Origin of the sequence: Synechococcus sp. GFB01, assembly GCF_001039265.1 — a bacterium.
In the GTDB taxonomy this organism is placed as follows: domain Bacteria; phylum Cyanobacteriota; class Cyanobacteriia; order PCC-6307; family Cyanobiaceae; genus NIES-981.
This window is the reverse complement of the sequence record NZ_LFEK01000031.1, coordinates 1-21,862: the sequence shown is the minus strand read 5'-3', so window position 1 is coordinate 21,862 and position 21,862 is coordinate 1. Positions and strand designations below refer to the sequence as shown.

The 21,862-nt window shown below is 67.2% G+C and carries 16 protein-coding genes and 8 pseudogenes; 12 read left to right on the top strand and 12 right to left on the bottom strand.

Annotated features, from left to right (window positions below; translation table 11 throughout):
- The first annotated feature begins 143 nt into the window (after nucleotides 1-143).
- On the top strand, nucleotides 144-359 hold the full coding sequence (locus tag SYNGFB01_RS05320; protein WP_048017231.1) for a hypothetical protein: 216 nt from the start codon (nucleotides 144-146) through the stop codon (nucleotides 357-359).
- On the opposite strand, the gene SYNGFB01_RS05315 is transcribed toward SYNGFB01_RS05320, so the two are convergent.
- Nucleotides 317-1,039, bottom strand: a complete 723-nt coding sequence (locus SYNGFB01_RS05315; protein ID WP_369795485.1) for a pseudouridine synthase — start codon at nucleotides 1,037-1,039, stop codon at nucleotides 317-319. The two genes, SYNGFB01_RS05320 and SYNGFB01_RS05315, sit on opposite strands and share 43 nt — an antisense overlap.
- Nucleotides 1,040-1,247: 208 nt before the next feature.
- On the opposite strand from SYNGFB01_RS05315, the gene infA reads away from it, so the two are divergent.
- The 4 genes from infA to SYNGFB01_RS05295 all read left to right on the top strand — a co-directional run bounded on the left by infA (nucleotide 1,248) and on the right by SYNGFB01_RS05295 (nucleotide 4,289).
- Entirely contained in the window at nucleotides 1,248-1,517 is a 270-nt protein-coding gene (infA, locus tag SYNGFB01_RS05310; RefSeq protein ID WP_015108791.1) for a translation initiation factor IF-1, read from the top strand.
- A gap of 330 nt (nucleotides 1,518-1,847) precedes the next feature.
- The gene (locus SYNGFB01_RS05305; protein ID WP_048017230.1) at nucleotides 1,848-2,543 is read left to right on the top strand and encodes a hypothetical protein; all 696 of its coding nucleotides are present in this window, start codon (nucleotides 1,848-1,850) and stop codon (nucleotides 2,541-2,543) included.
- A 266-nt stretch (nucleotides 2,544-2,809) separates the two neighbouring features.
- Nucleotides 2,810-3,643, top strand: a complete 834-nt coding sequence (locus tag SYNGFB01_RS05300; RefSeq protein WP_048017229.1) for an exosortase/archaeosortase family protein — start codon at nucleotides 2,810-2,812, stop codon at nucleotides 3,641-3,643.
- Nucleotides 3,630-4,289 carry a hypothetical protein gene (locus SYNGFB01_RS05295; protein ID WP_048017228.1) on the top strand — a complete coding sequence of 220 codons (660 nt, stop codon included), beginning with the start codon at nucleotides 3,630-3,632 and terminating at the stop codon, nucleotides 4,287-4,289. The genes SYNGFB01_RS05300 and SYNGFB01_RS05295 overlap by 14 nt, the downstream gene beginning before the upstream one ends.
- Before the next feature lie 125 nt (nucleotides 4,290-4,414).
- On the opposite strand, the pseudogene SYNGFB01_RS13710 reads toward SYNGFB01_RS05295, so the two are convergent.
- The 9 genes and pseudogenes from SYNGFB01_RS13710 to SYNGFB01_RS05255 form a co-directional block, all read right to left on the bottom strand.
- A pseudogene (locus SYNGFB01_RS13710) lies at nucleotides 4,415-5,370 on the bottom strand (transposase); the annotation flags it as partial.
- A gap of 394 nt (nucleotides 5,371-5,764) precedes the next feature.
- Nucleotides 5,765-6,616, bottom strand: a pseudogene (locus tag SYNGFB01_RS05285) (IS5 family transposase); the annotation flags it as partial.
- A gap of 146 nt (nucleotides 6,617-6,762) precedes the next feature.
- A complete protein-coding gene (gene istB / locus SYNGFB01_RS05280) occupies nucleotides 6,763-7,560 on the bottom strand; it encodes an IS21-like element helper ATPase IstB (protein ID WP_048017226.1) in 798 nt (265 codons plus the stop codon).
- Between the two features lie 574 nt (nucleotides 7,561-8,134).
- Nucleotides 8,135-9,022: pseudogene (istA, locus tag SYNGFB01_RS15280) on the bottom strand (IS21 family transposase); the annotation flags it as partial.
- 131 nt (nucleotides 9,023-9,153) lie between these two features.
- Nucleotides 9,154-9,447 (bottom strand): annotated as a pseudogene (locus tag SYNGFB01_RS05270) (transposase); the annotation flags it as partial.
- Nucleotides 9,448-9,505: 58 nt separating this feature from the next.
- A pseudogene (locus SYNGFB01_RS14150) lies at nucleotides 9,506-9,793 on the bottom strand (transposase); the annotation flags it as partial.
- A gap of 1,449 nt (nucleotides 9,794-11,242) precedes the next feature.
- Entirely contained in the window at nucleotides 11,243-12,658 is a 1,416-nt protein-coding gene (gene trxB / locus SYNGFB01_RS05265; RefSeq protein ID WP_235299937.1) for a thioredoxin-disulfide reductase, read from the bottom strand.
- Nucleotides 12,659-12,757: 99 nt separating this feature from the next.
- Complete coding sequence (locus tag SYNGFB01_RS05260) at nucleotides 12,758-13,033, bottom strand: hypothetical protein (RefSeq protein ID WP_235299936.1); 276 nt, start codon at nucleotides 13,031-13,033, stop codon at nucleotides 12,758-12,760.
- A 79-nt stretch (nucleotides 13,034-13,112) separates the two neighbouring features.
- Nucleotides 13,113-14,569 (bottom strand): annotated as a pseudogene (locus SYNGFB01_RS05255) (DEAD/DEAH box helicase).
- Between the two features lie 124 nt (nucleotides 14,570-14,693).
- Between SYNGFB01_RS05255 and SYNGFB01_RS05250 the strand changes: the two are divergent.
- The 5 genes and pseudogenes from SYNGFB01_RS05250 to SYNGFB01_RS05230 all read left to right on the top strand — a co-directional run bounded on the left by SYNGFB01_RS05250 (nucleotide 14,694) and on the right by SYNGFB01_RS05230 (nucleotide 18,902).
- Nucleotides 14,694-14,882 carry a hypothetical protein gene (locus tag SYNGFB01_RS05250; RefSeq protein WP_048017225.1) on the top strand — a complete coding sequence of 63 codons (189 nt, stop codon included), beginning with the start codon at nucleotides 14,694-14,696 and terminating at the stop codon, nucleotides 14,880-14,882.
- Nucleotides 14,883-15,004: 122 nt separating this feature from the next.
- A complete protein-coding gene (locus SYNGFB01_RS05245) occupies nucleotides 15,005-16,171 on the top strand; it encodes an NAD(P) transhydrogenase subunit alpha (RefSeq protein WP_048017224.1) in 1,167 nt (388 codons plus the stop codon).
- Entirely contained in the window at nucleotides 16,168-16,464 is a 297-nt protein-coding gene (locus tag SYNGFB01_RS05240; protein ID WP_082325882.1) for an NAD(P) transhydrogenase subunit alpha, read from the top strand. Before SYNGFB01_RS05245 ends, SYNGFB01_RS05240 begins: the two co-directional genes overlap by 4 nt.
- Nucleotides 16,464-17,888, top strand: a pseudogene (locus SYNGFB01_RS05235) (NAD(P)(+) transhydrogenase (Re/Si-specific) subunit beta). The gene SYNGFB01_RS05240 and the pseudogene SYNGFB01_RS05235 overlap by 1 nt, the downstream one beginning before the upstream one ends.
- A gap of 10 nt (nucleotides 17,889-17,898) precedes the next feature.
- Nucleotides 17,899-18,902: pseudogene (locus SYNGFB01_RS05230) on the top strand (alpha/beta fold hydrolase).
- On the opposite strand, the gene SYNGFB01_RS05225 reads toward SYNGFB01_RS05230, so the two are convergent.
- Both SYNGFB01_RS05225 and SYNGFB01_RS05220 read right to left on the bottom strand, forming a co-directional pair.
- A complete protein-coding gene (locus tag SYNGFB01_RS05225) occupies nucleotides 18,868-19,239 on the bottom strand; it encodes a ferredoxin (protein WP_048017222.1) in 372 nt (123 codons plus the stop codon). The pseudogene SYNGFB01_RS05230 and the gene SYNGFB01_RS05225 overlap by 35 nt on opposite strands.
- A gap of 11 nt (nucleotides 19,240-19,250) precedes the next feature.
- Complete coding sequence (locus SYNGFB01_RS05220; RefSeq protein ID WP_048017221.1) at nucleotides 19,251-20,501, bottom strand: 1-deoxy-D-xylulose-5-phosphate reductoisomerase; 1,251 nt, start codon at nucleotides 20,499-20,501, stop codon at nucleotides 19,251-19,253.
- Nucleotides 20,502-20,565: 64 nt separating this feature from the next.
- Here SYNGFB01_RS05220 and SYNGFB01_RS05215 point away from each other — a divergent pair, with 64 nt between their 5' ends.
- Together SYNGFB01_RS05215 and SYNGFB01_RS05210 are read left to right on the top strand one after the other, a co-directional pair.
- On the top strand, nucleotides 20,566-21,384 hold the full coding sequence (locus SYNGFB01_RS05215) for an alpha/beta fold hydrolase (protein WP_048017220.1): 819 nt from the start codon (nucleotides 20,566-20,568) through the stop codon (nucleotides 21,382-21,384).
- Between the two features lie 30 nt (nucleotides 21,385-21,414).
- The coding region (locus SYNGFB01_RS05210) for a pseudouridine synthase (RefSeq protein WP_235299935.1) at nucleotides 21,415-21,862 on the top strand (448 nt) is incomplete at its 3' end.

Here is a 21,862-nt window from a genome sequence, read left to right as displayed (position 1 = left end):
CGACACGATCCTGAAGCGGCTGCGGGAGATGGAGGCCGATCTCGACAAGGACGCCAAGAAGAAGCTGCCCTTCTGAGCCCCGTGCCGGCGACTCAGTGCATCTGTACTATTGTCCTGTTGTTCCGGGCGCGCCCGGTTGTCGCATGTCCATCGCCCAGATCAAGAATCTGCAGCGTCGGCTCGCCAATCTGGAGGCCGAGGCGATCAGCGAGGTGAGCCGTGCCTGCGGCCATGAGCTCTGGCAGACTCTGGGGTTCGATGCCCTCGACAGCCTCGAGGACGCCGATCGGCGGGCCCGGGCCAACTACTACTACGGTCAGCTGCAGGCCGTGCGCGAGCTGCGGGACTGCCTTGGCTGAACGTCCACGGGTCCCGGCCGCCCAGGCCAGACCGCCCTATCCGCCACCTCCGCCTCGCCCCGATTTCCCGCCGCCGGCGCGCCGCCGCGGCCCGGGGAGCGGCGCAGCAGCTGATCGAGGCGAGCCTGCTCGACGGCGGTCACCGGGCGCCAGGCTCCGGGGGCCAGGCCCTCCAGGCTGAGTGGCGGCTGGCCATCCTGCAGGTCGATCGCCAGGCGGATCAACCGCAGGGTCGGCAGGCCCACGGCGGCGGTCATGCGCCGCACCTGTCGGTTGCGGCCTTCGCGCAGTTCCAGCTCGAGCCAGCTGGTGGGAACCGAGAGGCGATGGCGGATCGGCGGCTGCCGATCGGGGATGGCGGCGGCCTGCACCTCCGCCGGGGAGAGCGCCCGCGCCCGGGCCGGCAGGGTGCGGCGCCCCTGGATGATCACGCCGGAGCGCAGCCGTTCCAGAGCCCCGGGCTGCGTGTCGGCCAGCCCCTCCACCTGGGCCCAGTAGCGGCGCCAGTGGCTGTGGCCCGGATCGGTGAGCCGCTGCTGCAGCCGGCCGTCGGCGGTGAGCAGCAGCAGGCCTTCGCTGTCGGCATCGAGGCGGCCGGCGGCGTAGACGCCGGGCACGGGGATGCGCCCGGCCAGGCAGCGCCAGGGGCTGCCTGGCTCCGGCGTGAACTGGCTCAGCACGCCGTAGGGCTTGTGAAACAGGAGCGTGGTCAGGACTGGCGTGCTTTCCAGAGGTTCACCACCCCAATCGAGATCAGCAGCAGACCCAGATCCATCGACAGGGGGGGAAGAACCATGGCGTGGCGGCAGGGCGACGGGGAGCGGCGACCCTATCGCGGTGGCCGCCTAAGCTGAATTCAGCATCTGCCTTGCCTGAGACCGCCCCCGCATGATCGAGACCTCCGGTGTGATCGAGAAGGAACAGGGAAACGGGTTCTACCTGGTGACCCTGGAGCAGCCCGCCGGTCACCAGTGCCTCTGCCGGGCGGCAGGCAAGCTCACCAAGTTCCGCATCAAGCTGCTGGCGGGTGACAAGGTGCTGGTGGAGATCAGCCCCTACGACCTCACCCGCGGCCGGATCACCTACCGGGAGCGGAACGCCGGTGCCACCGGTCCTCGCCCCGGCGGCAACCGCCCCGGCGGACCCCGGCGCCGCTGAGCTGAGCAGCGCCAACAGCTTTGTGGCGTCTGGCGTCGATCTGAGCACGCGGCCGGGGTCAGATGCCGGCGCTTTTCCAGGCAGGGCGGCCCGATCGGATGATGTGGTGCTTGCGAGACGGATTGCCCCGAAGGACGGGGAGGAGTGACATCTATTGACTTTTCGTTAGATTCGCGTCAGCTGTCGAGCTCATCGTCAGCCGTGCTGAGAGCTGCTGCTTGCTCCGCCCCTTACCATCCGCTAACCTTTCGCACCTAAAAGCCTTCCCCTTTGGATAATTCTGAAAGCGCAGCGCCCGAGACCTCAGCATCGATCCTCAATCCAGCGGAGATGGATGAAGGTCTGCTGGCGATCAGTTTGCGCACGATCTCCAGGGGTTTCTTTCTGATCTATATGATCGTGCTGGTGCGCCAGCTCCTGCCGATCAATCTCTTCGACCTGACCTGGATACAGGGGCTCATCTCCGCTTTGATCAACAACGCGGCTATCCCCCTGGGCGGCTTGGCCTTTCTGCTGATCAGTGCGCTGATCTCACCAAAGGTTCGCACGGTGCGATTGCTTCTCTTCGCCTCCCGTTGGGCGCTGCCTGCGGCGATAGGTTTCCTGTTGCTGATTCCCCTGCAGGGCTATGTGTCCTTTGCTGCCGTCAATCGCCAGCAAGCCGCAGCCATAGGGCAGTCCAATGTTGTGGATACTCAGCTCAACAATCTCACCCAGCAGATTACGGCAGCGAAAACACAAGAGGATCTTCTGGCTTCCATCAGGGGTCTGCCGCCGGCGCTTGTCGAGCGTGCCAGTGCCCTGCCTTTTGATCAGGCAAAGCGTGAGATCCTTTCCCGGATCGAGACCGAGCAGATGAACCTTGCCAATCGTCAACGCTCCCAATTGACGACGGTCCGCTGGGGTGCCGCCAAGGAGATGATCGGCAACGCCCTTGCTGCGTTGGTGCTGGCCTGGGTTCTCTTCAAGGCACGGTTGAGTCGAATCGGTATGGTTTTCTTCGAGCCGATTCCATTCGAATCCTGAAACCAGCCAAGCCTGGAGTGATCCACTTACAGTAGGCAATCAGCTTCATCCTCTGTAGGGAGATTATTTGTTCTCCTGCGTTGAGCTTTGTCAGAGGCTTTGTTGAGTATGGGTGGATTGTCTTCCTTGGGCTATACTTCAATCCCCATGGCTGCCAATCTGGACATCTGATTCGTGTGCCGCTGCAACCAATCCATCGTGCTTGAGGATAAATTCTCTTGAGGGCATTAGCACTGCCATCTGCCAATCCTCGCCGATTGTGGCTTGTGCTGGCAGCGCTTGTTGCCGTTCACAGCCTCTGGGTCTTTCACGCCACCCAGGACTCCCTCCAGGTGCTGGTGGAGCTGCTGGTGGTCTGGGGAGGCGCGCTGCTCTGCATCGAGGATCTGCTGCCCACCCTCCAGCCCAGGCCGACCCGTGCCGGATTGATCCTCGGCACGGTGCTCCTGGTGTGGTCGTTGTTGCGATCGGAGCTGATCCTCTCGCGTGATTTCGTCACCTTCCTGCTTCCCCTGCTAGAGGGTCTCGGACTGGCCCTGCTCTGCGCGCCTCCTCGGCGGCTGCGGCCCTTCGCTGCCTCGCTGGTGATCCTGACCCTGTTCCCGCTGGGCATGCTTGCGCGCAAACTGTTCAACCCCTATGTCGATGCCCCCCTCAGCCACGCCACGGCTCTAGCCACCGGAATCGGGCTTCAGGCCCTGGGGATTCCAGCCCATGTGGATGGACGTGTTGTGTCATTGCCCGATGGCGCGGTGGAGGTTTCCAGCATCTGCACAGGGCACGACCTGATCGTGATGGTCACCCTTGTGGCCCTGGTGTTTCTGCTGGCCTTCCCGCTGCAGCGTTGGCGCGACCGGTGGTTGGTGCTCCTCTCCGCGGTTCCGCTGGCCATCGCGAGCAACATCGTGCGCATCATCCTGCTGGCGCTGATCGTGGGTTTTCCGGTGCCCCACCAGACAGCCCTGTTCGATTTCTTTCATGAAGACATGGGCTCCCTTGTGTTTTCCGTGATCGCGGTGGTGCTCCTCTCGAAGCTCTACCTCCGGCTGATTGATCGACAGCTGGCCGCCCCCTGCCCCCCTGGCGATGCCGGTTCCTGAACGCCAGCTCCGGGCGACCCTCGCCGTTCTTTGCCTGCTGGCCGCCGCTGCGCTGCTCCGCCAGATCGTTGCGCCGCCCTGGCCGGAGGTATCGCCGCCGGAGCGCTCCTCGATCAGCCCCCCGCAGGGCTTTCAGCTCTACGAGATGGGGGTGCGCCCCGGTGAGCGAAACCGGCACTGGGCTCGCAGCGGCACCCGCCGGATGGCCCTCGCTGCCGACGGCTCAAGGCTAGGGGCTCAATCGGGCACGTCTCTGGAGTTGGATCTTACGCACCTGGTGGCTCGTCATCCCAATGATCTGCAGGTGGCTGAGCTGACGCGATCGGATCCGCAGCTCGCGCTGCAGGATCGCCTTCTCCTGCAGGTCTCTGGGCAGGAAGTAGCCCTGGGCTCCATCAGCGAAGATTCGGTGCTTCAGGGGTGTCTGGTGCCCAGTGGCCTCAGCGGCATCACCTCCTTGACCCTGGGCCCGATCAGCTCCGTGCCTCCCCGCGACCCCATCGATCGAATGTTGCGGCTGCTGGGGCTGCGTTCCCATCGCTCCTACGAGTGTCTGCTGGTGACCCTGCGCGGCAGCTCCGACGGCGTTGGCCACGACCAGCTGCTCCAGCTCTGGCAGCAGTGGAGGTCAAGGATGGCCTCCTGAAAAGGAGAGCCTGAGGCCAAGGCGCCAACAAGCTGAACCTGAATGAGCTGATGCCCTGCCGTTCATGCTGCAGCAATCTGAGCAATCAAGGGTACAGATCGCTGCCTTCTCCATGTTCCCTTGCCGAGCAGGACCTGTAACCAGAGCGCAACAAGCACAAAAAGAAGCTCCAGCAGCTTCTGGAGGTTCATGACCAGCACATTCATGGCAATGGCGGAACCCTAGGTCACTGGCAGCTTCTCAAAGATCAGGCCCAATCCGTACCTCCGTTTGCCCTGGCCGATTTTTCCTTCCACGGCATTGCGCTGACGCTGGTCATCCATGAACTGCCGCTTCTCGGCAGCCACCAACTCAGGATCATTCTTCGGCCGCCCCAGGCGTGGGCCGCTCAACGGATTCCATGTCGCTGACAGAATGCACGTTTGGATCTTGTCCGGTAGATCTGGTCAGCACATATCACTTTGGGATAGTGACCATGGCGGCGGCGATAGTCCCTCGCTTGAGCTTTCAGGTCTTCTCCTTCGTTGTAGGGGTCGTAACTCAGACGATCAAGGAATGTGAATCCTTCTCCTGTGACAGAGATTGAGATCTTGGCTCCGAACTCAACGTTGCTTCGCGCCTTCCCGCGAACAATCGGTCTGATGTGTGCCTGGTAGAGGCTGACAATGCGATCAGGGATGCTTCTGGTGTCTGCGTGATAGAGAATAGTCTGCTCTCGGACCACCTCACTGACCACCAGCAGCTTCTGGTAGATGTGCCGTCCGGCGGCCAGAAGGCATCCACCAAAAGCGATCAGGNCGTCGATGCTCGCCAGATTTCGCTTCAGGTGGCCAAGCTGCTGCTTGATGGCTTTGCGGATGTTACTGATCCGGGGCCTCTTTTTCTTCGCAACAGCAAGAAACTGCTGCCGCGCATTTCTGCGGTGTGTACGCGGCTTATGGCCAAAGACTTCTCTGATCTGAGGATGCATCGCTTCGATCAGGATCTCAGTCACTTCCCTGGCTTCATTGAGCAGTGATAGATCGGTTGGATAACGGATATCCACCGGTGCACAAGTGGCATCGATCAATAGTGAGCCCTGGTTCGGCTGGGCCTGAGTCGACGGCATTGGCTGCTCTCCAGCACTCGAAGATCCACCTCCACTGCCACTGTTGTCGTCTGGATCATGGGAATCTGACGAGCGAATCACCTTCAGGCCATGGCGCACAATCCGCGCATTGCAGTCATTCACAACGGCTTCCGGTAACCGCTTGCGGAAATACACCATCATCGATGGATCAAACGGCGCCGAATACTGGAAGGCTCCTAGGAGTTTGCGGAAAAACCGCGCCGAGAGGCGACATCTCTCCCACCAAGGAGCGGGTGACCATGGGGTGTTGCTGGGCTGACTCAGCCTTGCTGTGCAGTCTTGACCCTCCGTAGGGGGCCGTTGGTTGATGCTCCCTGCGGTCTTCCACCTCTGGAGAACGCCCAGTTCACGCCACCGCCTCCACAGGCCTGAGCAGGTTGCCCAGGCGGATCAGGTTGTAGGCGATCACATGTAGACCGAATACGGCACTGACATTGGTCTGCCCTCGCAGCTTGAACTGGCGCAGGCCGCCGAACTGCTTGATCCAGCCAAAGATCTTCTCGATCCCTCGGCGGGCATGGATCGACTTGGCGTAGCNNTCATGGCGGGTGGTGCGGCCATCGATGGCGGAGCNACCGGAGCGGCCTGCGTTCTGGGTGACATGAGGCGTGACGCCGATCCGCCGCATCTCAGCCACGAATCCTCTGGTGTCGTAGTTCTTGTCGGCACCGATCGTTTTCTGGTGGCGACCGGGGAGGTCTGCCGCCATCTCCTTGGCCGCATCCCGTTCGCCGTAGCCATCAGCCTGCGTCACCCGGCAATCCACCACTAGGTCATGGCGGTTGTCCATGAGCACGTGAGCGCGATAGCTGGGCAGGGCCGGGTGCACATTCGACTTACGGGCCAGCAGGNCGTCGGGATCCGTGCCGGAGCGGTGGGTCTTGTTGCTGAGCCGAACCCCGCGAAAGTCGCCTTTGGCCCGCTTCCTTCCTGCCTTGGGCTCCCCGAAACCCTCGCCCGGTCCCGATGGCGGAGGCGGCGGATCATCCTCCCCGTCGATTCGCTCCAATGAGGCGTGGGAGGCCCAGGCCTGCAGCAGGGTGCCATCCACAGAGAAGTGCTCGTTGCTGAGCAGCGGTTTCACCTCTGGGGCCGCCATCAGCTTCTCCAGGAACTTGCCCATCACCTGCTCGTTGAGCAGCCGCTCGCGGTTCTNGGTGAATGTCGTCGGATGCCAGATCGGATCGTCAGGGCTCAACCTGCCCGGTGTCAACTACGTAGGCGGCTCGCGTCAATTACGTAGGCGGGTGCATGCCCCCACCCCNNTGCCATGGCNAGGGGGGTGGGCCGCGCCTGGGGTGTGGTNCGGTTGGCGGGTAATTGACGCCCGGTCCGGACGCCNAATCACCCNTTGGCCGCCGGGCGGCCGGCTTGGCGTGCCCGCTTACGGCGGTAGCTCTCGCCGCTGATCTGGAGGATCGTGCTGTGGTCCACCAGCCGGTCCACCGCCGCCACGGTCATGGCGCTGGTGGAGAAGACGTTCTCCCACTCGCTGAACGGCTGGTTCGAGGTGACCAGCAGCGATCGGCGCTCGTAGCGGTGCATCACCAGCTCGAACAGCACCGAGGTCTCGGCCTCGTCCTTGCGGACGTAGCCGATGTCGTCGATCACCAGCAGGGCGTAGCGATCCAGCCGGTTGAGGGCCTTGGCCAGGGCGTAGTCGGCCTTGGCCCGCTGCAGCTCCTGCACCAGCGTGGTGCCCGAGCAGAAGCGCGCCGATCGGTCCAGAGCGATCAGGCTGCGGCAGATGCCGGCGGCCAGATGGGTCTTGCCCACACCGCTGGGGCCAAACAGGAGGAGGTTCTCGGCGCGGTCCACCCAGCTGGTGTCATGGGCGAGCTGCTCGATCTGGGGGCGATCCAGATCTGGGATGGCGCTCCAGTCGTAGTCGGCAAGGGTTTTGGGCCAGGGCAGCTGGGCCTCATGCAACAGCCGCCGCAGACGCGCCTGATGCCGTTGCTGGTGTTCCTGCTGGGCCAGCACATAGAGGTAGCTGGCGGGGCTCCAGCCATCGGCTGTGGCCTGCTGCTCCGCTGCCTGCCACTGGCTGCGGAACTGCGCCAGTTTCAGCTGTTTCAACAGGGATGGCAGAGCTGTCTCCAGCGCCGGCCGGCTGGGGGGCTCCACCCAGGAGTTCGTCATAGCTGCTGAGGTTGTGTTCAGGGATCTGGAGTTGGGGCAGGGCCGCAAGGCCCCGCGGCGGCCGCAGGCCGTAGTGCTCGCGCAGAGCGGTCAGGCTCAGCTCACCGCTGCGCAGGCCTCGCCGCAGATACCGCTCCACAGCGGAGAGGTCGTCGGCTCTGGCGGCGACATGGAGGGCATCGACCATCACCTTGGCCGCCTCATCCGGCGGCAGGGCCGCCAGCAGCTGACGCCACAACTGCCGCCAGCTCTCGCCAGGGAGTAGGTCGTCCTGCAGCTGGGCGCGCAGCAGGGCTCTGGGCTTACGGCGCAGGCTCTCGATCACATGGCGGAAATCAATCCGCCGCAGGGGCCCGTTCTGACCCGCTCGCCGATGCAGGCGCGGCAGGGTTTCCACGAAATGGCTGCGCAGGAACAGATCCAGCCGGTCATGGCGCAGGTGCACGGTGAGCTGCTGGCCGATCAGCCTTGAGGGGACGCTGTAGGTGACGGAGCGCACCTCGATCGTGCTGGTGCTGCGCACACGCACCACCAGCGGCTCGTAGTCGGCAAAGCGTTCCACCGGCAGCGGCTGCAGGTGCAGTCGCTCGATCGCCAGCCTCCCGGCCACCTCGTAGCGGCTGTTGAGCGTGGCGGTGACCTGGGCAACCAGTTGGCGGTACTCGGCCTCGGTGGCGAAATCCCTGCTGCCGCGCTGGATAAGCTGCTGCTCCAGCCGGTGCTTCCAGTGCCGATGCGGGCCCTCGATGACGCCGTTCTCGTGGGCGACCCCACGGTTGTTGCGGGTGGCGATCACGCCCAGGTGAGCGCAGAGCTCGCGGTAGCGGCTGGTGTAGTCGCCGGCGTCGCTGCCGTCGCGGTTGCGAAAGCAGGCGCTGAGGCTGTCGGTGCGGTGCTCAGCCGGCACCCCACCACAGGCCTCCAGGGCGTTCTGCAGCGCCTCGGCCAGGGCGACAAAGCTCTCACCGCCGTGGATCACCTCCACATGGCACCAGCCTGAATACGGCAGGCGGAAGTGGAACAGCCGATGCTCCAGCACCACAGCGGCCACGGTGATGGGCGCACCCTTGAGCAACGTGAAATCGGAGATGCCCAGCACGCCGGGCTGGTGGTGCTGCAGGAACATCACCTCCCGGGCCGGNCCGCGGAGCGCCCGCCACTGCTCGACGCGCCGCTGCAGGGTCCGCTTGCGGCGAAACCACTCCTGGCCTGGGAAGGTCTGCTCCAGGTGCAGTAGCAGCGTCTGGGGTTCCAGCTGCGGCGCCTTCTCCAGCATGGGCACCAGCACGCTGTCCCACACGTCCGCGAGGGGATCGGCGCGAGTGCGCCAGTGGCGACCCCGCCGCTGGTGCTGCCCCTGGAGCTGCAGCTCGCCCCGATCGATGCGCTGGGCGCTGCGCACCGAGATCCCCACCGCATCGGCGGCGATCTGCTGGCTCAGCCCCTCGGCCCGTCTGGCCATGTACCGCTCCTTGATCCGCAACGACAGAGGGGCGGGCATCGCGGGGCTCCAGACCGGGATCGGGAGCCTTGTTGTCGCGTCCTGAGACCCGCCTATGTAGTTGCGCGGTCCCGCCTATCTAATCGTCGCCGGACACTCAACCCCACAAACCAGCGAAACAACAGGTTGTAGTCGAGCTGCTCCAGCAGCAGGCGCTCCGAGCGGATCCCGTAGAAGGCCTGCAGCAGCGAGGCCAGCAGCAACTGCTCCGGTGGAATCGATGGCCTCCCTTCTGAGGCGTACAGCTGGCAGAAGGTGGGATTGAGGCGATCCAGGGCCTGGTCAGCCAGCTTGCGGATCCCCCGAAGCGGATGACTGGCTGGGATCCGGTCCTCGATCGAGACGTAGGAGAACAGCGAGCCGGTGCGCTCCTGTTGACCTCGCATCAAGGAGTGGGCAGTTGCCCCATTGTCGCGCCTCTGGCAGGGTTTTTCAGCGAACTCCTAGACCAATGAGGAATTGGAGGTAAGGGTTCTCCTTGATTTGCTCAACCAGCTCTTCATCCGTAAGCCCGAGACGAGCCTTGATGATCAATGTACCCAGTGCCATTCGATACGGCTTTGCAGGTGCACCAAAGCCCTTGCAGAACTGCGCTGCATAGTCGTCTTCCAGCTCATCCCAAGGAATGAGCTCAGCCAGCTTGATCCAGCGGTTGTCACCGGAGAGTTTGCCGCCAAACGGCAGGAAAAAGTCTTTGAACGAGAGCTGATGACGATGCTCACGTCGGTATATGTGGAAACCTCAGAGTCGCGTTTGGGCTCAACTCGGCCCATTCGCGCACATTTTACGACCCAAAACTGCTCACATCGATTGCGGCGCAGTCAGTCTGGCTTTTTCAGGAAGCCCTATTTCGGCTCAGCATCATCCCCCAATTCAATGGTGATCTATTGTTTCGCCTGCAAGNCGACCATGTTGCAGTTTCAGCGCCCCTAACCGTTCTTGGAGTTGCTGCTGTTTTCGGATACAGCCGCAAGCTGAGGAAGCGAATCAAGGCCGGCGCCGCCCTTACGGTGGGGAGCACCCTCGACTGAGTCTTTTCATTATTGAACATGACTCCTCCCTAAGGATGGTTTTTTAGGTATTGATTGGTGAGTTTATGGCCGTGCAACAGCTTATAGACACACCAAGGTAGCTAGCCGGATATTGCCAGTGGGACACTTCATCGGTTGTGGCAATGCCAGGCTCTTCTTCTACGGCTTCTAATGAATGAAGAATTTGGATTTGCGCATGCTGCAATGACTAGGGCTGGGCAATTGCCAGGCAGGGGGTTTCGTCAGACAAAGGGGTGCCAGAGGAGTGTGGCTGCGCGCGATGTAGTCGCGTCGGAATTCTGGGCATAAGGGTATCGCAGCCGGAGTCGCCCAGATTTTCTAGCGGCGCATGCTGATCATCCATTCACGAGCCTCAGAAGGAGATCAAGGGGTCTCACGATGAGGCCAAATCTAGATTGTATGAGAATGAAAACCGCTCGACCAATATCGTGCAGATTGTCTATAAGTTACTTATTAAGCCAGCTTTAATTCACCAATGCCTTTCGGTCAAGAAGCTGATGCCAGGTTCCTCAGCCGTAAGGCTTTGAAAAATATAATAATGTTGTCCGCTCCTGCGGGTATAGCGCTAGCTACGCCAACTGCGGCTCTCGCCTTTTCGACAGTAACCGTGGGTGGGCAAAGCTGGGATGTCTATGTTGCACAAGGTAGCTATGGACAAACTGGCATCATTAATGGAATCGATCTTGCTGCTCAACCATGGTTTACAGGAGGCTCTTTTCCAGCAGGTGGGGGGACTTCGGCGGCGGCTTTTGCTCAAGCTGTTGGCTCGTCATTGGGCTCTCCCAATCCATCAGGNCAGGGGCCATACTTTGTATTTAATTCTATCCCCCAGGCTGCCTACTTTAGTGGCGGCAATGTCAACTTTATAGGTCCTTCGGCATCTTCGTCTTTTTCTTACGCCTATGCTTTGCCGACTCCTGTCCCCGCCCCACTAGCCCTTCTCGGCGCCGCAGCTGCCTTCGGTTACAGCCGCAAGTTGAGGCAACGCATCAAGCACAGCCAAGTGCCTCCGGTGGCGAGCGCCATCGATTGAAGCGGGTCACGAACGAGCCTGAAGCCTTGCCGAGAGGTTTGGCTTTTTTGAGCGCCCGCTCGTGAGTTGGCCGATGTGGTGTTGCAGGAAAGCGGCCTACTGGAAACAAAACAAACTCTCAGGCGTGAATGCCCAGGAGGGTCTCAATCGCCCCCTGAACTCGCTGCGCTGCTTCACGCCGCGGAACTGCTGCTTCAGCTCCTTGTTGTGGAACAGCTGCACCGTGGGCGTGCCGGTCACGCCGGCCTGCTGGGCGATCGCCGGATCCGCCTCGATGTCGATCTCCACCCCCTGGGCGGCACCGCCGAGTTCGTCGAGCACCCGCTTGAGCTGGGGCTTGAGCACATGGCACGGACCGCAGGTGGGTGAGGTGTAGACCACCAGCAGGGGCCTGCTGCTGTCGTGGTAGAGCTTGCGCAGGGCATAGCTGCCNTTCTGCCAGAGGGCATCGGGGTCGAAGTTGGCCTCGTCGCTCTCGGCGGTGCGCTGCGGCTCTCCCACCTCGCGGGGCTCGACGGGCTCGCGCTTCACCTCCACCGCCAGGTTGTTGTGGCTGAGCCAGCGCTCCGCCGCCAGGGCCGCCTGGCAGCCGCTGCCGGCGGCGGTGACGCCCTGGCGCCATTCGGCATCAGCCACGTCGCCGGCGGCGAACACGCCCTCCAGGCTGGTTTCCGGCCGGCCCGGCCGGGTGATCAGGTAGCCGTGGTCGTCGACCTCCAGCTGACCGCGCACCAGGCGGGTGTTGGGAGTGTGGCCGATGGCGTAGAAGAGGCCCCTCACGGCCAGCTGCTCGGTGGCCCCGGTCACGCTGTCGCGCAGGCTGATGGCCTCGAGCCAGTCGCTGCCGCTGCAGTCCACCACCTGGCGGTGCCAGTGCACGGTGATGGCGGGATTGGCCAGCACCCGGTCGGCCATCGCCCTGCTGGCGCGCAGCTGGCCCGAACGCACGATCAGGTGCACGTGGTCGCCGTATTTGGTGAGGTACACGGCCTCCTCGCAGGCGGAATCGCCGCCGCCCACCACGGCCACCGCCTGGTTGCGGAACTGGGGGGTGGCGCCGTCGCAGATGGCGCAGGCGCTGATGCCGCTGCTCCAGAAGCGCTCCTCCTGGGGCAGGCCGAGGCGGTTGGCACTGGCGCCGGTGGCCAGGATCAAGCTCTGGGCTTGGTAGGTGGTGCCGTCGGCGGTGATCCGGAAGGGCCGCTGCGAGAGATCGATGGCGGTGGCATCGGCCAGCACCAGTTGCGTGCCCCAGCGCTCGGCCTGGGCCTTCATCCGGTCCATCAGGTCGGGGCCGAGGATCCCGTCGGGGAAGCCGGGGAAGTTCTCCACGTGGGTGGTGGTCATCAGCTGACCGCCGGGGATGCCGCCGTCCTGGAAGCCGGTGATCAGCAGCGGATTGAGATTGGCCCGGGCGGCGTAGATGGCGGCGGTGTAGCCGGCCGGGCCGGACCCCACGATCACCAGGTTCTCGACCTCGGGGCGGGCGGCTTCGGGGCGGGCTCCAGTCACGGCTTAAGCGAACTGACTATGAGTTAAGCCTAAGCAAACGTCGCCCCGGGCGGCGAGCCTCTCCGCCTTGTCGCCGCGGTCTGCCGGCCTGGATCGGGCTCAGATCTCGAGAAGGTCGTCGCTGCCGCCGTTGTCGTGGCCCAGGCTGTGGTCGTGAAACGCATCACGACGCCGTCTCTTGTCGAGCTCGCGGGGCACCATCAGAACGCTGGGCTCGAGCAGCTCCGGATGCTCCTCGAGGCAGAGCAGCCACTCGCGGAATTCCTCGGTGAGGGCGTAGCTCTCCTCGAAGTGCTCCAGTGCATCGAGCGTGGCTCGTCGGGCGAGGGCCCAGCTCACCGCCACGGTGAGGCGACGATTCACTGCGGCGTCCATGTTCCGCATCCCCAGACGTGGGGCCACGATGGCGGTTCGGCCTGTCAGCTGAAGTGTTGGTTGACACAACGTTTCAAGTTCAGGCGCTGCGCCGCAGAAACCTGGGCAGTTCGGGCCCCTTCAGCTGGATCAGTTCGCCGGCGCGGGCCTCGAGGGCCTGCAGCGGCAGGCTGAACCCGGGCGTGGAGGCCGCCTCCGGCGGGAGCGCCTCGGCGTCGACGGGGGTGGTGTCGATCAGATAGGGCCCGCTCAGCGACCAGCTGCGGGCATGGCCGATCAGCAGCGGATCGGCCGGCGCGAACACGGTGGAGGGCTGGCGCGGGATCGGCTCCAGCCGGGCCCGTTCGCCGTCCATCCGCACGGTGCGGGTGATCGCCTGCAGGAAGCGGCTGCGGGTCACCACCGTGGTGAGGTAGGCGAGCACCCGCAGCCGCGGGGCGTCGAAGCCCTCGGCGCACATGTCCACGCTCACCAGCCAGTCGCCCGCGCCGTCCTGGAAGGCGGCCAGGCGGCCGGCCGCCTCGGCGTCATGGGAGTGCACCAGCAGCACCCGGTCGCCCTGCTCCCGCAGCAGGTTGCCCAGGCTCACGGCATGGTCGATGTTGCGCGCGATCACCAGCCCGCCGGCTTCGGGGTGGTCGCCGCGCAGCTGCTCCAGCCGGCGGCGGGCCCGCAGCAGCACCTGCAGGGCGATGCTGCCGGGGTCGCCCAGCTGAATGGCCCGGCGCAGGTTGCGGGCGCGCCAGCTTTCGCGGCTTTCGGCGGAGAGGGCGGAGGTCTCGGTGGGGTCGCAGCCACGGCCGTGGTCCACCCAGCCATCCTGAAAGCGGAATTCCAGGGGCCGCACGTCGCCCGCGGCGATCAGCTGGCGCGGCTCCACGGTGAGATCCGGGCTGATTAGCTCGATCTGGCGGTCGCCGAGGCGCCGGCGCACCCGCCGGGCGGCGCAGAAGGCCAGGTTGTCGGCGCGGAAGGGGGTGCCGGTGAGCCCAGCCGCAGGCAGGCCCCGGCGGTGAGCTGGCTGAAGCTGGCCCCCAGGCCGCGGCCTCCGGCTCCTCCGGATCCAGGCCCAGGTGGTGCACCTCTCGCGATCGCCAGCCAGCGCCCCATCGGCCGCTCCCGCAGGGCGCCGAGCAGCTGCGCGCGGTTGCGGCCGGCGGCCTGGTAGCTCACCAGCCAGCCGTCGGCCGCCTCGCCGGCCGGGCTGGCCCCCTCCGCTTCATCCCAGGGCCGCAGCCTGAGCTGCAGACGCTCCGCCGCGCTCTCCCACTGCCGCGCGATCGAGCTTCGGTGGCAGAAGATCACGAAGTGATCGAGCCGGCGCTCGCGTTGCAGCTGGGCGAAGCCGAGCAGGGCGCCGAGGGTCTTGCCCGCGCCGGGGCCGGCATGCACCAGCACGTCTTCGGGGCGGGCCTGCGGGCCCGGCTGCCGCTGAACCACCCGGGCGCGCAGCAGCTGGATCAGCTGCCGCTGCCACTGCCGCGGCTGCACGCCGTGGCTGCCGGCCGGGGTGAGGGAGAAAGAGGGCGGAGCCATGCCGGCAGGCGGGGCCGTCAGTGTGATGCCAGCCGGCCCCGATCACGACTGAATGAGTGTTCTGGCCTATGGGCTGGCGGCAGACCCTGCCTAATCTTCGGCCCATCACCCGACCGGAGCTGCCATGGCCCATCCTGAGCACCCCGGCGATCCCTGCTCGCTGACCTCGGCCCAGCAGCGACGCCACCTCCAGCGCTGCTGGCAGGCCGACTGCGACCTCGACCCGATGATCCTGCGGGCCCGGCAGCTGCGCCACCAGGGCTCCCTGCCCCAGGCCACCTGCGTGGAGCAGGAGCTGCTGCCGCTGCTGTGAGGCCGGTGGGGCCCTTTTAATTTTAATGAGCCCCCTCTGATGCGCCTCGTCTGAGATCCCTGGCCGAGCGGGCCTGCCCCGGGGACAACCCCTTAAGGTGCGCTCTGTGCGAGCTTTGAGCGTTGGCAGACGTGCTGGTGCCCCGGGAGCGCCGACCGGGCGAAGCCCGGGTGGCGGCCACTCCCGAAACCATCAAACGGCTCACGGTGCGCGGTCTGAGCTTCGCGGTGGAATCCGAGGCGGGCGCCGCGGCCGGATTCCGTGACGCCGACTACGCAGCGGCGGGAGCCCGCCTGATCGAGGCCGGCAGCGAGGCGCTCGATCAGGCCTGGGCCGCCGCCGACGCGGTGCTCTGCGTGCAGGCTCCCGAGGCCGAGCGACTGGCCCGGATGGGCCGCGGCAGCCTGCTGGTGGGCCTGCTGGCGCCTTACGGGGCGGGCGATCTGGTGGATCAGCTGGTGCAGGCCGAGGTGTCGGCGCTGGCGCTGGAGCTGCTGCCGCGGATCAGCCGGGCCCAGAGCATGGACGTGCTCTCGTCGCAGGCCAACATCGCCGGCTACAAGGCGGTGCTGCTCGCCGCCGCCGCCCTGGATCGCTACGTGCCGATGCTGATGACGGCGGCCGGCACGATCCAGGCGGCCCGGGCCCTGATCCTGGGGGCCGGTGTGGCCGGTCTGCAGGCCCTGGCCACCGCCCGCCGCCTCGGCGCGGTGGTCTACGTGAGCGACGTGCGCCCGGCCGCCAAGGAGCAGGTGGAGTCGCTCGGCGGCCGCTTCATCGATCCGCCCCAGGAGGAGGAGAAGCCGGCCGAGGTGGGCGGCTATGCCCGCCAGGCCAGCGAGGCCTTCCTGGCGGCCCAGCGGCAGCAGCTGGCCGACCAGCTCGCCCTGGCCGACATGGTGATCTGCACCGCCCAGGTGCCGGGCCGGCCGGCGCCGCTCCTGATCAGCGAGGACATGCTCGACGGCATGCGGCCCGGCTCCGTGGTGGTGGATCTGGCAGTGGCCCAGGGTGGCAACTGCGCCGGCACCGTGCCCGGCCAANCGGTGATCCGCCAGGGGNTGCAGCTGATCGGTGCCGACCAGCTGCCCAGCAGCGTGCCGAACCATGCCAGCGCCCTCTACGCCCGCAACCTCGCCACCCTGCTGGAGCAGCTGCTGCCTGGCGATGGGGCCGAGGGCGCCGGGTTCGTGCTGGACACCGAAGACCCGATCGTGGACGGCTGCCTGCTCACCCACGCCGGCAGCTGCCGGCATCGCTCTCTCGTCTACGGAGAAGACCCATCGTGAGTTCCCTCACCGAGGCCCTCTGGGTGCTGCTGCTCGGCAGCCTGCTGGGGCTGGAACTGATCGGCAAGGTGCCGCCCACCCTGCACACGCCGCTGATGAGCGGCGCCAACGCGATCAGCGGCATCACGGTGCTCGCCTCGCTCACCCTGATCGCCCAGGCCGATGGCAACCCCGCCCTGCTGGCGCTGGGGTCGGCCTCTCTGGCCTTCGCCCTGTTCAACGTGATCGGCGGCTTCCTGGTGACCGACCGCATGCTGGCGATGTTCAGCCGCAAATCCCCGAGCTCGAAGTGATGACCAACACGACCGTGCTGGCCTATGCCATCGACCTGGTGGCGGTGCTGCTGCTCTCCCTGGGCCTCAAGGGCCTCTCAAAGGTGCGCTCGGCCCGCTCCGCCAACGGCCTGGCCGCCCTGGCCATGGGGCTGGCNGTGGTGGGTCTGCTGATCCAGCAGCAGCTCAGCNTGGAGGCCTGGCTGTGGATCGCCGTGGGCACGGCCCTGGGCGGGCTCGCCGGCCTGCTCACGGCCCAGCGGGTGCCGATGACGGCCATGCCCGAGACCGTGGCCCTGTTCAACGGCTGCGGCGGCATGGCCTCGCTGCTGGTGGCCGTGGCGGTGGCCCTGTTTCAGAACGAGAGCACCGATCTGGTGGCGAAGCTCTCGATCGTGATCTCGGTGTTCGTGGGAGCGATCACCTTCAGCGGCTCGATCGTGGCGATGGGCAAGCTGCAGGGCTGGATCGACACCCCCGGCTGGACCCAGAGCCAGGTGCGCCACGGCGTCAACATCGCCCTGGCGGTGGCCGCCCTGGTGGGTGCCTTCGGCCTGCCCGGCAATCCCGCCGGCTTCCCNNTCTGGCTGCTGGTGGGAGCCTCCACCNTGCTCGGCATCGGCGTGACCNTGCCGATCGGCGGGNCCGACATGCCGGTGGTGATCTCGCTGCTCAACAGCTATTCCGNCGTGGCCGCGGCAGCGGCGGGCTTCGTGGTGGGCAGCCAGCTGCTGATCGTGGCGGNCGCATGGTGGGCGCCGCNGGCCTGATCNTCACCNAGGTGATGTGCACGGCGATGAACCGTNCGCTGCTGAGCGTGCTGTNCGGCGGCGCCCTCGGGNCCGGGNCNTCGGTGGGCGGCGGCGGCGNNNAGGAGGCNGGCNTACAGCNGCATCACCAGCTGCAGCCCCGAGGAGTGCGCCATGGCCCTGGAGACCGCCGAGCGGGTGGTGTTCGTGCCCGGCTACGGCCTGGCGGTGGCCCAGGCCCAGCACACCCTGCGCGAGCTCTCCAAGCTGCTGGAGGCCAACGGCACCGAGGTGAGCTACGCCATCCACCCCGTGGCCGGCCGCATGCCGGGCCACATGAACGTGCTGCTGGCCGAGGCCGACGTGCCCTACGAGCAGCTCCAGGAGATGGATGCGATCAACCCCGAATTCCCGCGCACCGATGTGGTGATCGTGCTCGGCGCCAACGACGTGGTGAACCCCGACGCCAAGAGCGACCCCAACAGCCCGCTCTACGGCATGCCGGTGCTTGAGGTGGATCAGGCCCGTCAGGTGTTCGTGGTGAAGCGCAGCCTGGGGGCCGGCTATGCGGGCATCAAGAACGCCCTGTTCGAGCTGCCTCAGACCGCCATGGTGTTCGGCGATGCCAAGGCGGTGCTCAACGGTCTGGTGAGCGAGCTGCGCGAGATGGGCGTGGGCAAGAAGGTGGCGGCCTGAGGAGGGCGCGCTGAGCGCCGTGGTGGCGCCAGCGCCGGCGGGCGGCGACGCCTTCCGCCAGCGCTGGCCCTGGCTGGGCCGGATCTGCAGACCCTGCGCGACACGCTGCGGCCGCCGGCGCTGCCGCCCGAGCAGGGCCGGCTGCTGATGCTGCCGCTGGGTGGCGATGAGGACCTGGTGGCCAGGGTGGACCAGCCGGCCAGGGTCGAGCCGCGCGGGCTGGTGCTGCTGCTCCATGGTCTGGGCGGCTCCAGCGAGCGGGAGGGACTGCGCCGCATGGGCCTCAGCCTGCAGGCCGCCGGCCTGATGGTGTGGCGACTCAACCTGCGCGGCGCCGGGCCCGGCCGGGCCCATGCCGCCGGCACCTATGCGGCCCGCTGCGACGCCGACCTGCTGCCGGTGCTGCAGCGGGCGCGGCTGGCGGCCGAGGGCCGGCCGCTGCTGGGGGTGGGCCTCTCACTGGGCGGCACGATGCTGCTGAACGCCTGCCTGAGCACCGCCGGGCTGCTCGACGGGCTGGTCTGCCTCAGCAGTCCGCTCGATCTGGAGGCCTGCTCGGCCTCGATCGAGCGGCCCCGCAACCGCCTCTACCAGCGCTGGCTGCTGGCGCGGCTGCGGGCTCAGACCCTGGCCGATCCGTTCGGAGTGACCGCCGCGGAGCGGCAGGCACTGGCGGGCCCGCAGCGGGTGCGCACGATCCGCGCCTTCGATGCCGCGATCACCGCCCCCCGCTGGGGCTACGCCTCGGTGGGGCACTATTACCGCGAGGCCTCGCCGCTGCTGCGGCTGCCCCGCAGCACCAGCCTGCCGCCCAGCCTGCTGCTGCACGCGCTCGATGATCCCTGGGTGCCGGCCGCGGCGACCCAGAGCCTGGCGGCCGAGCCGCCGCCGGGCGTGGAGGTGGTGCTCACCCGCCGGGGCGGCCACAACGGCTTCCATGGCATGGGGGATGAGCCGCTGCGCTGCTGGGCCGATCAGCTCACGCTGGGCTGGCTGCAGGGCCTGCTGGGCTGAACGGCATCCGCCTGAGGATCCAGGCTTCGATCGGGGCCCCGCCGATCACGTGCTGCCGCAGGATCGGCTCGATCCGCTCGGCGGTGACGCCGCCGTAGACGATCCCTTCGGGCCAGATCAGCAGGATCGGCCCCTCGGCGCAGATCCGCAGGCAGTCGGCCTTGGTGCGCAGCACGATGCCGCCGGGCCGGGCCGGATCCTCCAGCCCCAGCTCGCGCACCAGGCGCTTGAGCGCCTCCCAGCTGGCCGCGCCGACGGCGGGATCGGGGCAGCAGAGCGCCTTGCTGGGGGTGGCGCAGAGCAGCAGGTGATGGGAGATGCGCTGGGGTTCGGGCATCGCAGCGATGCTCAGGCCGGCAGCGCCGCCGGGGCCCTGGCGTGCAGCCGGGCTGCAGCCTCGCGCACCGCCTGGCGGGCCCAGGCGTCGACCGCCAGCACGTCGGACAGGGAGGGGTTGGCCATCAGGTCGGCCCGGTGGCGATCGCAGACCAGCTCGATCAGCAGCGGGATGTCGAGGAAGTGCACCTGCTCCTCGAGGAAGAGGGCCACGGCCTGCTCGTTGGCGGCGTTGAGCACGGCCGGCATCGTGCCGCCGGCGCGCCCCGCCGCGTAGGCCAGCTCCATGCAGGGGTAGCGGGCGGGGTCGGGGGCGCGGAAGGTGAGCGAGCCCGCCGCGGTGAGATCGAGGCGGCGCCAGGGGGTGTCGAGGCGCTCGGGCCAGCTGAGGCAGTAGAGGATCGGCAGCTTCATGTCGGGCCAGCCGAGCTGGGCCAGCACCGAGGAATCGGCCAGCTCCACCATCGAGTGGATGATCGACTGCGGGTGGATCACGATCTCGATGGCGTCGTAATCGAGGCCGAACAGGTAGTGGGCTTCGATCACCTCGAGGCCCTTGTTCATCAGCGAGGCCGAGTCGACCGTGATCTTGCGGCCCATGCTCCAGTTGGGATGGCTGGTGGCATCGGCCACGGTGGCCTTGTGCAGATCGGCAGGATCCCAGTCGCGGAAGGCGCCGCCGCTGGCGGTGAGCTGGATGCGGCGCAGACCCGGCGTGGGGTGGCCGGTGGAGAGGCGGGCGGTGTCGGCCCAGGGGGTGCCCTGCAGGCACTGGAAGATGGCGGAGTGCTCGGAATCGGCCGGCAGCAGGCGCGAGCCGCTCGTCTCGAGCTCCGGCAGCACCACCGGCCCGGCGGCGATCAGGGTCTCCTTGTTGGCCAGGGCCAGGTCCTTGCCGGCGCGGATGGCGGCCAGGGTGGGCAGCAGGCCGGCGCAGCCCACGATGCCGGTGACGACCAGATCGGCGCTTCCCCAGGCGGCGGCGGCCTCCAGGCCTTCGGGGCCGCCCAGCAGCTCCGGCAGCCGCGCCGGCCGCACGGCGGCATCGAGATGGGCGAGGCGCTCGCGCAGCTCGGCCAGCTTGGCGGCATCGGCCAAGGCCACCACCTCGGGCTCGTGGCGGCGGATCTGCTCGATCAGCAGGTCGAGGTTGTTGCCCGCGGTGAGGGCCACCACCCGGAAGCGGTCCGGGAATTCCTCGGCGATCTCCAGCGTCTGGGTGCCGATCGAACCGGTGGAGCCGAGCACGGAGAGAGCTTTCACGGCAGGCTCACAGCGTCAGGGCACCAGTGTCCCATCCCCGTCTCGAGGCTTCCGCCCCAGCCCCATGCCCGCCTTTCCCTGTTACACCTGGCCGCCGCCGGCCGGCGCGCCGCCGCCCTGGGCCGCCGTGGCGCTGGTGCACGGCATCGGCAGCCACGGCGAGGCGTTCGAGCCCCTGGCCGCCGAACTGGCGGGGCAGGGCGTGCTGGTGGCGGCGGTGGATCTGCCCGGCCACGGCCGCTGCCCCGGCCCCCGCGGCGGCCTGGGCCGCTGGGACGATCTGCTGGCGGCGGTGGCGGCCCTGCTGGAGCACACGGCGGCGGCGGCCGGCCCGCTGCCGCTGTTTCTGCTGGGGCACAGCCTCGGCGCCACGATCGCGATCGACTACGTGCAGCGCCATCCGGGCTGCGTGCGGGGCACGGTGGTGAGCAATCCCGCCCTGGCTGTGGATCCCTCCTGGCGGCTGCGGCTGGGCCGGCTGCTGGCGAGGGTGTGGCCGGGCTTCACGCTGCGCACCGGTTTTGCCCTGGAGGCGGCGGCCCACGATCCGGCGGCGCTGGAGCGGATCCTGCAGGATCCCCTGCGGCACGATCTCTGCTCGGCGGGGCTGGCTACGGCCTGGCTGGCGGCGGCCCAGCGGCTGCAGGCCGCGCCGGAGCGGGCCCCCACGCCGCTGTTGGTGCTGCAGAGCAGCCACGATCCGGTGGTGTCGCCCCTGGCGGTGGAGCGCTACGTGGCCGCGGTCCGGGCGGCGGCGGCGGGCCGGGCAGCCGACCTCACCCTCATGCGCTACGACGACAGCCTGCATGAACTGTTCGACGACCGGGAGCGGCGCCGGGTGATCGCCGATCTGCTGGCCTGGCTGCGGAGCCATGCCGGCTGAGCCGGAGCCCGAGCTGATACATGCCGATCCGTGGCTGCTGGCCCTGGCCAAGCCATCGGGCTGCTCAGCCAGCCGGGGCTCGGGCCCGAGCTGGCCGATTCGCTGCTCGGCCGGGCCCGGCGGCGCTGGCCCGAGGCGCGGCTGGTGCACCGCCTCGATCGCGACACCTCCGGCCTGATCCTGCTGGCCCGCGATGCCGACACCCACCGGGCCCTGAGCCGCCTGTTCGCCGAACGCCGGGTGCGCAAGGCCTATCTGGCGCGGGTGCGGGGAGTGCCGCGGGCCGCCGGCGGGCGGATCGCGCTGCCGCTGGCGCGGATCGCCACCCGGCCGCCCCGCTACGGCGTGGTGCCCAGGCGGCCGGCGGCAAGGCGGCCTGACCACTGGCGCACCTGCAGCGGGATCCGGCGGGCCGCTGGAGCACCTGCTGCTGCAGCCCGCAGCGGCGATGCTCATCTACACCGTGCCTTCCGCGAGG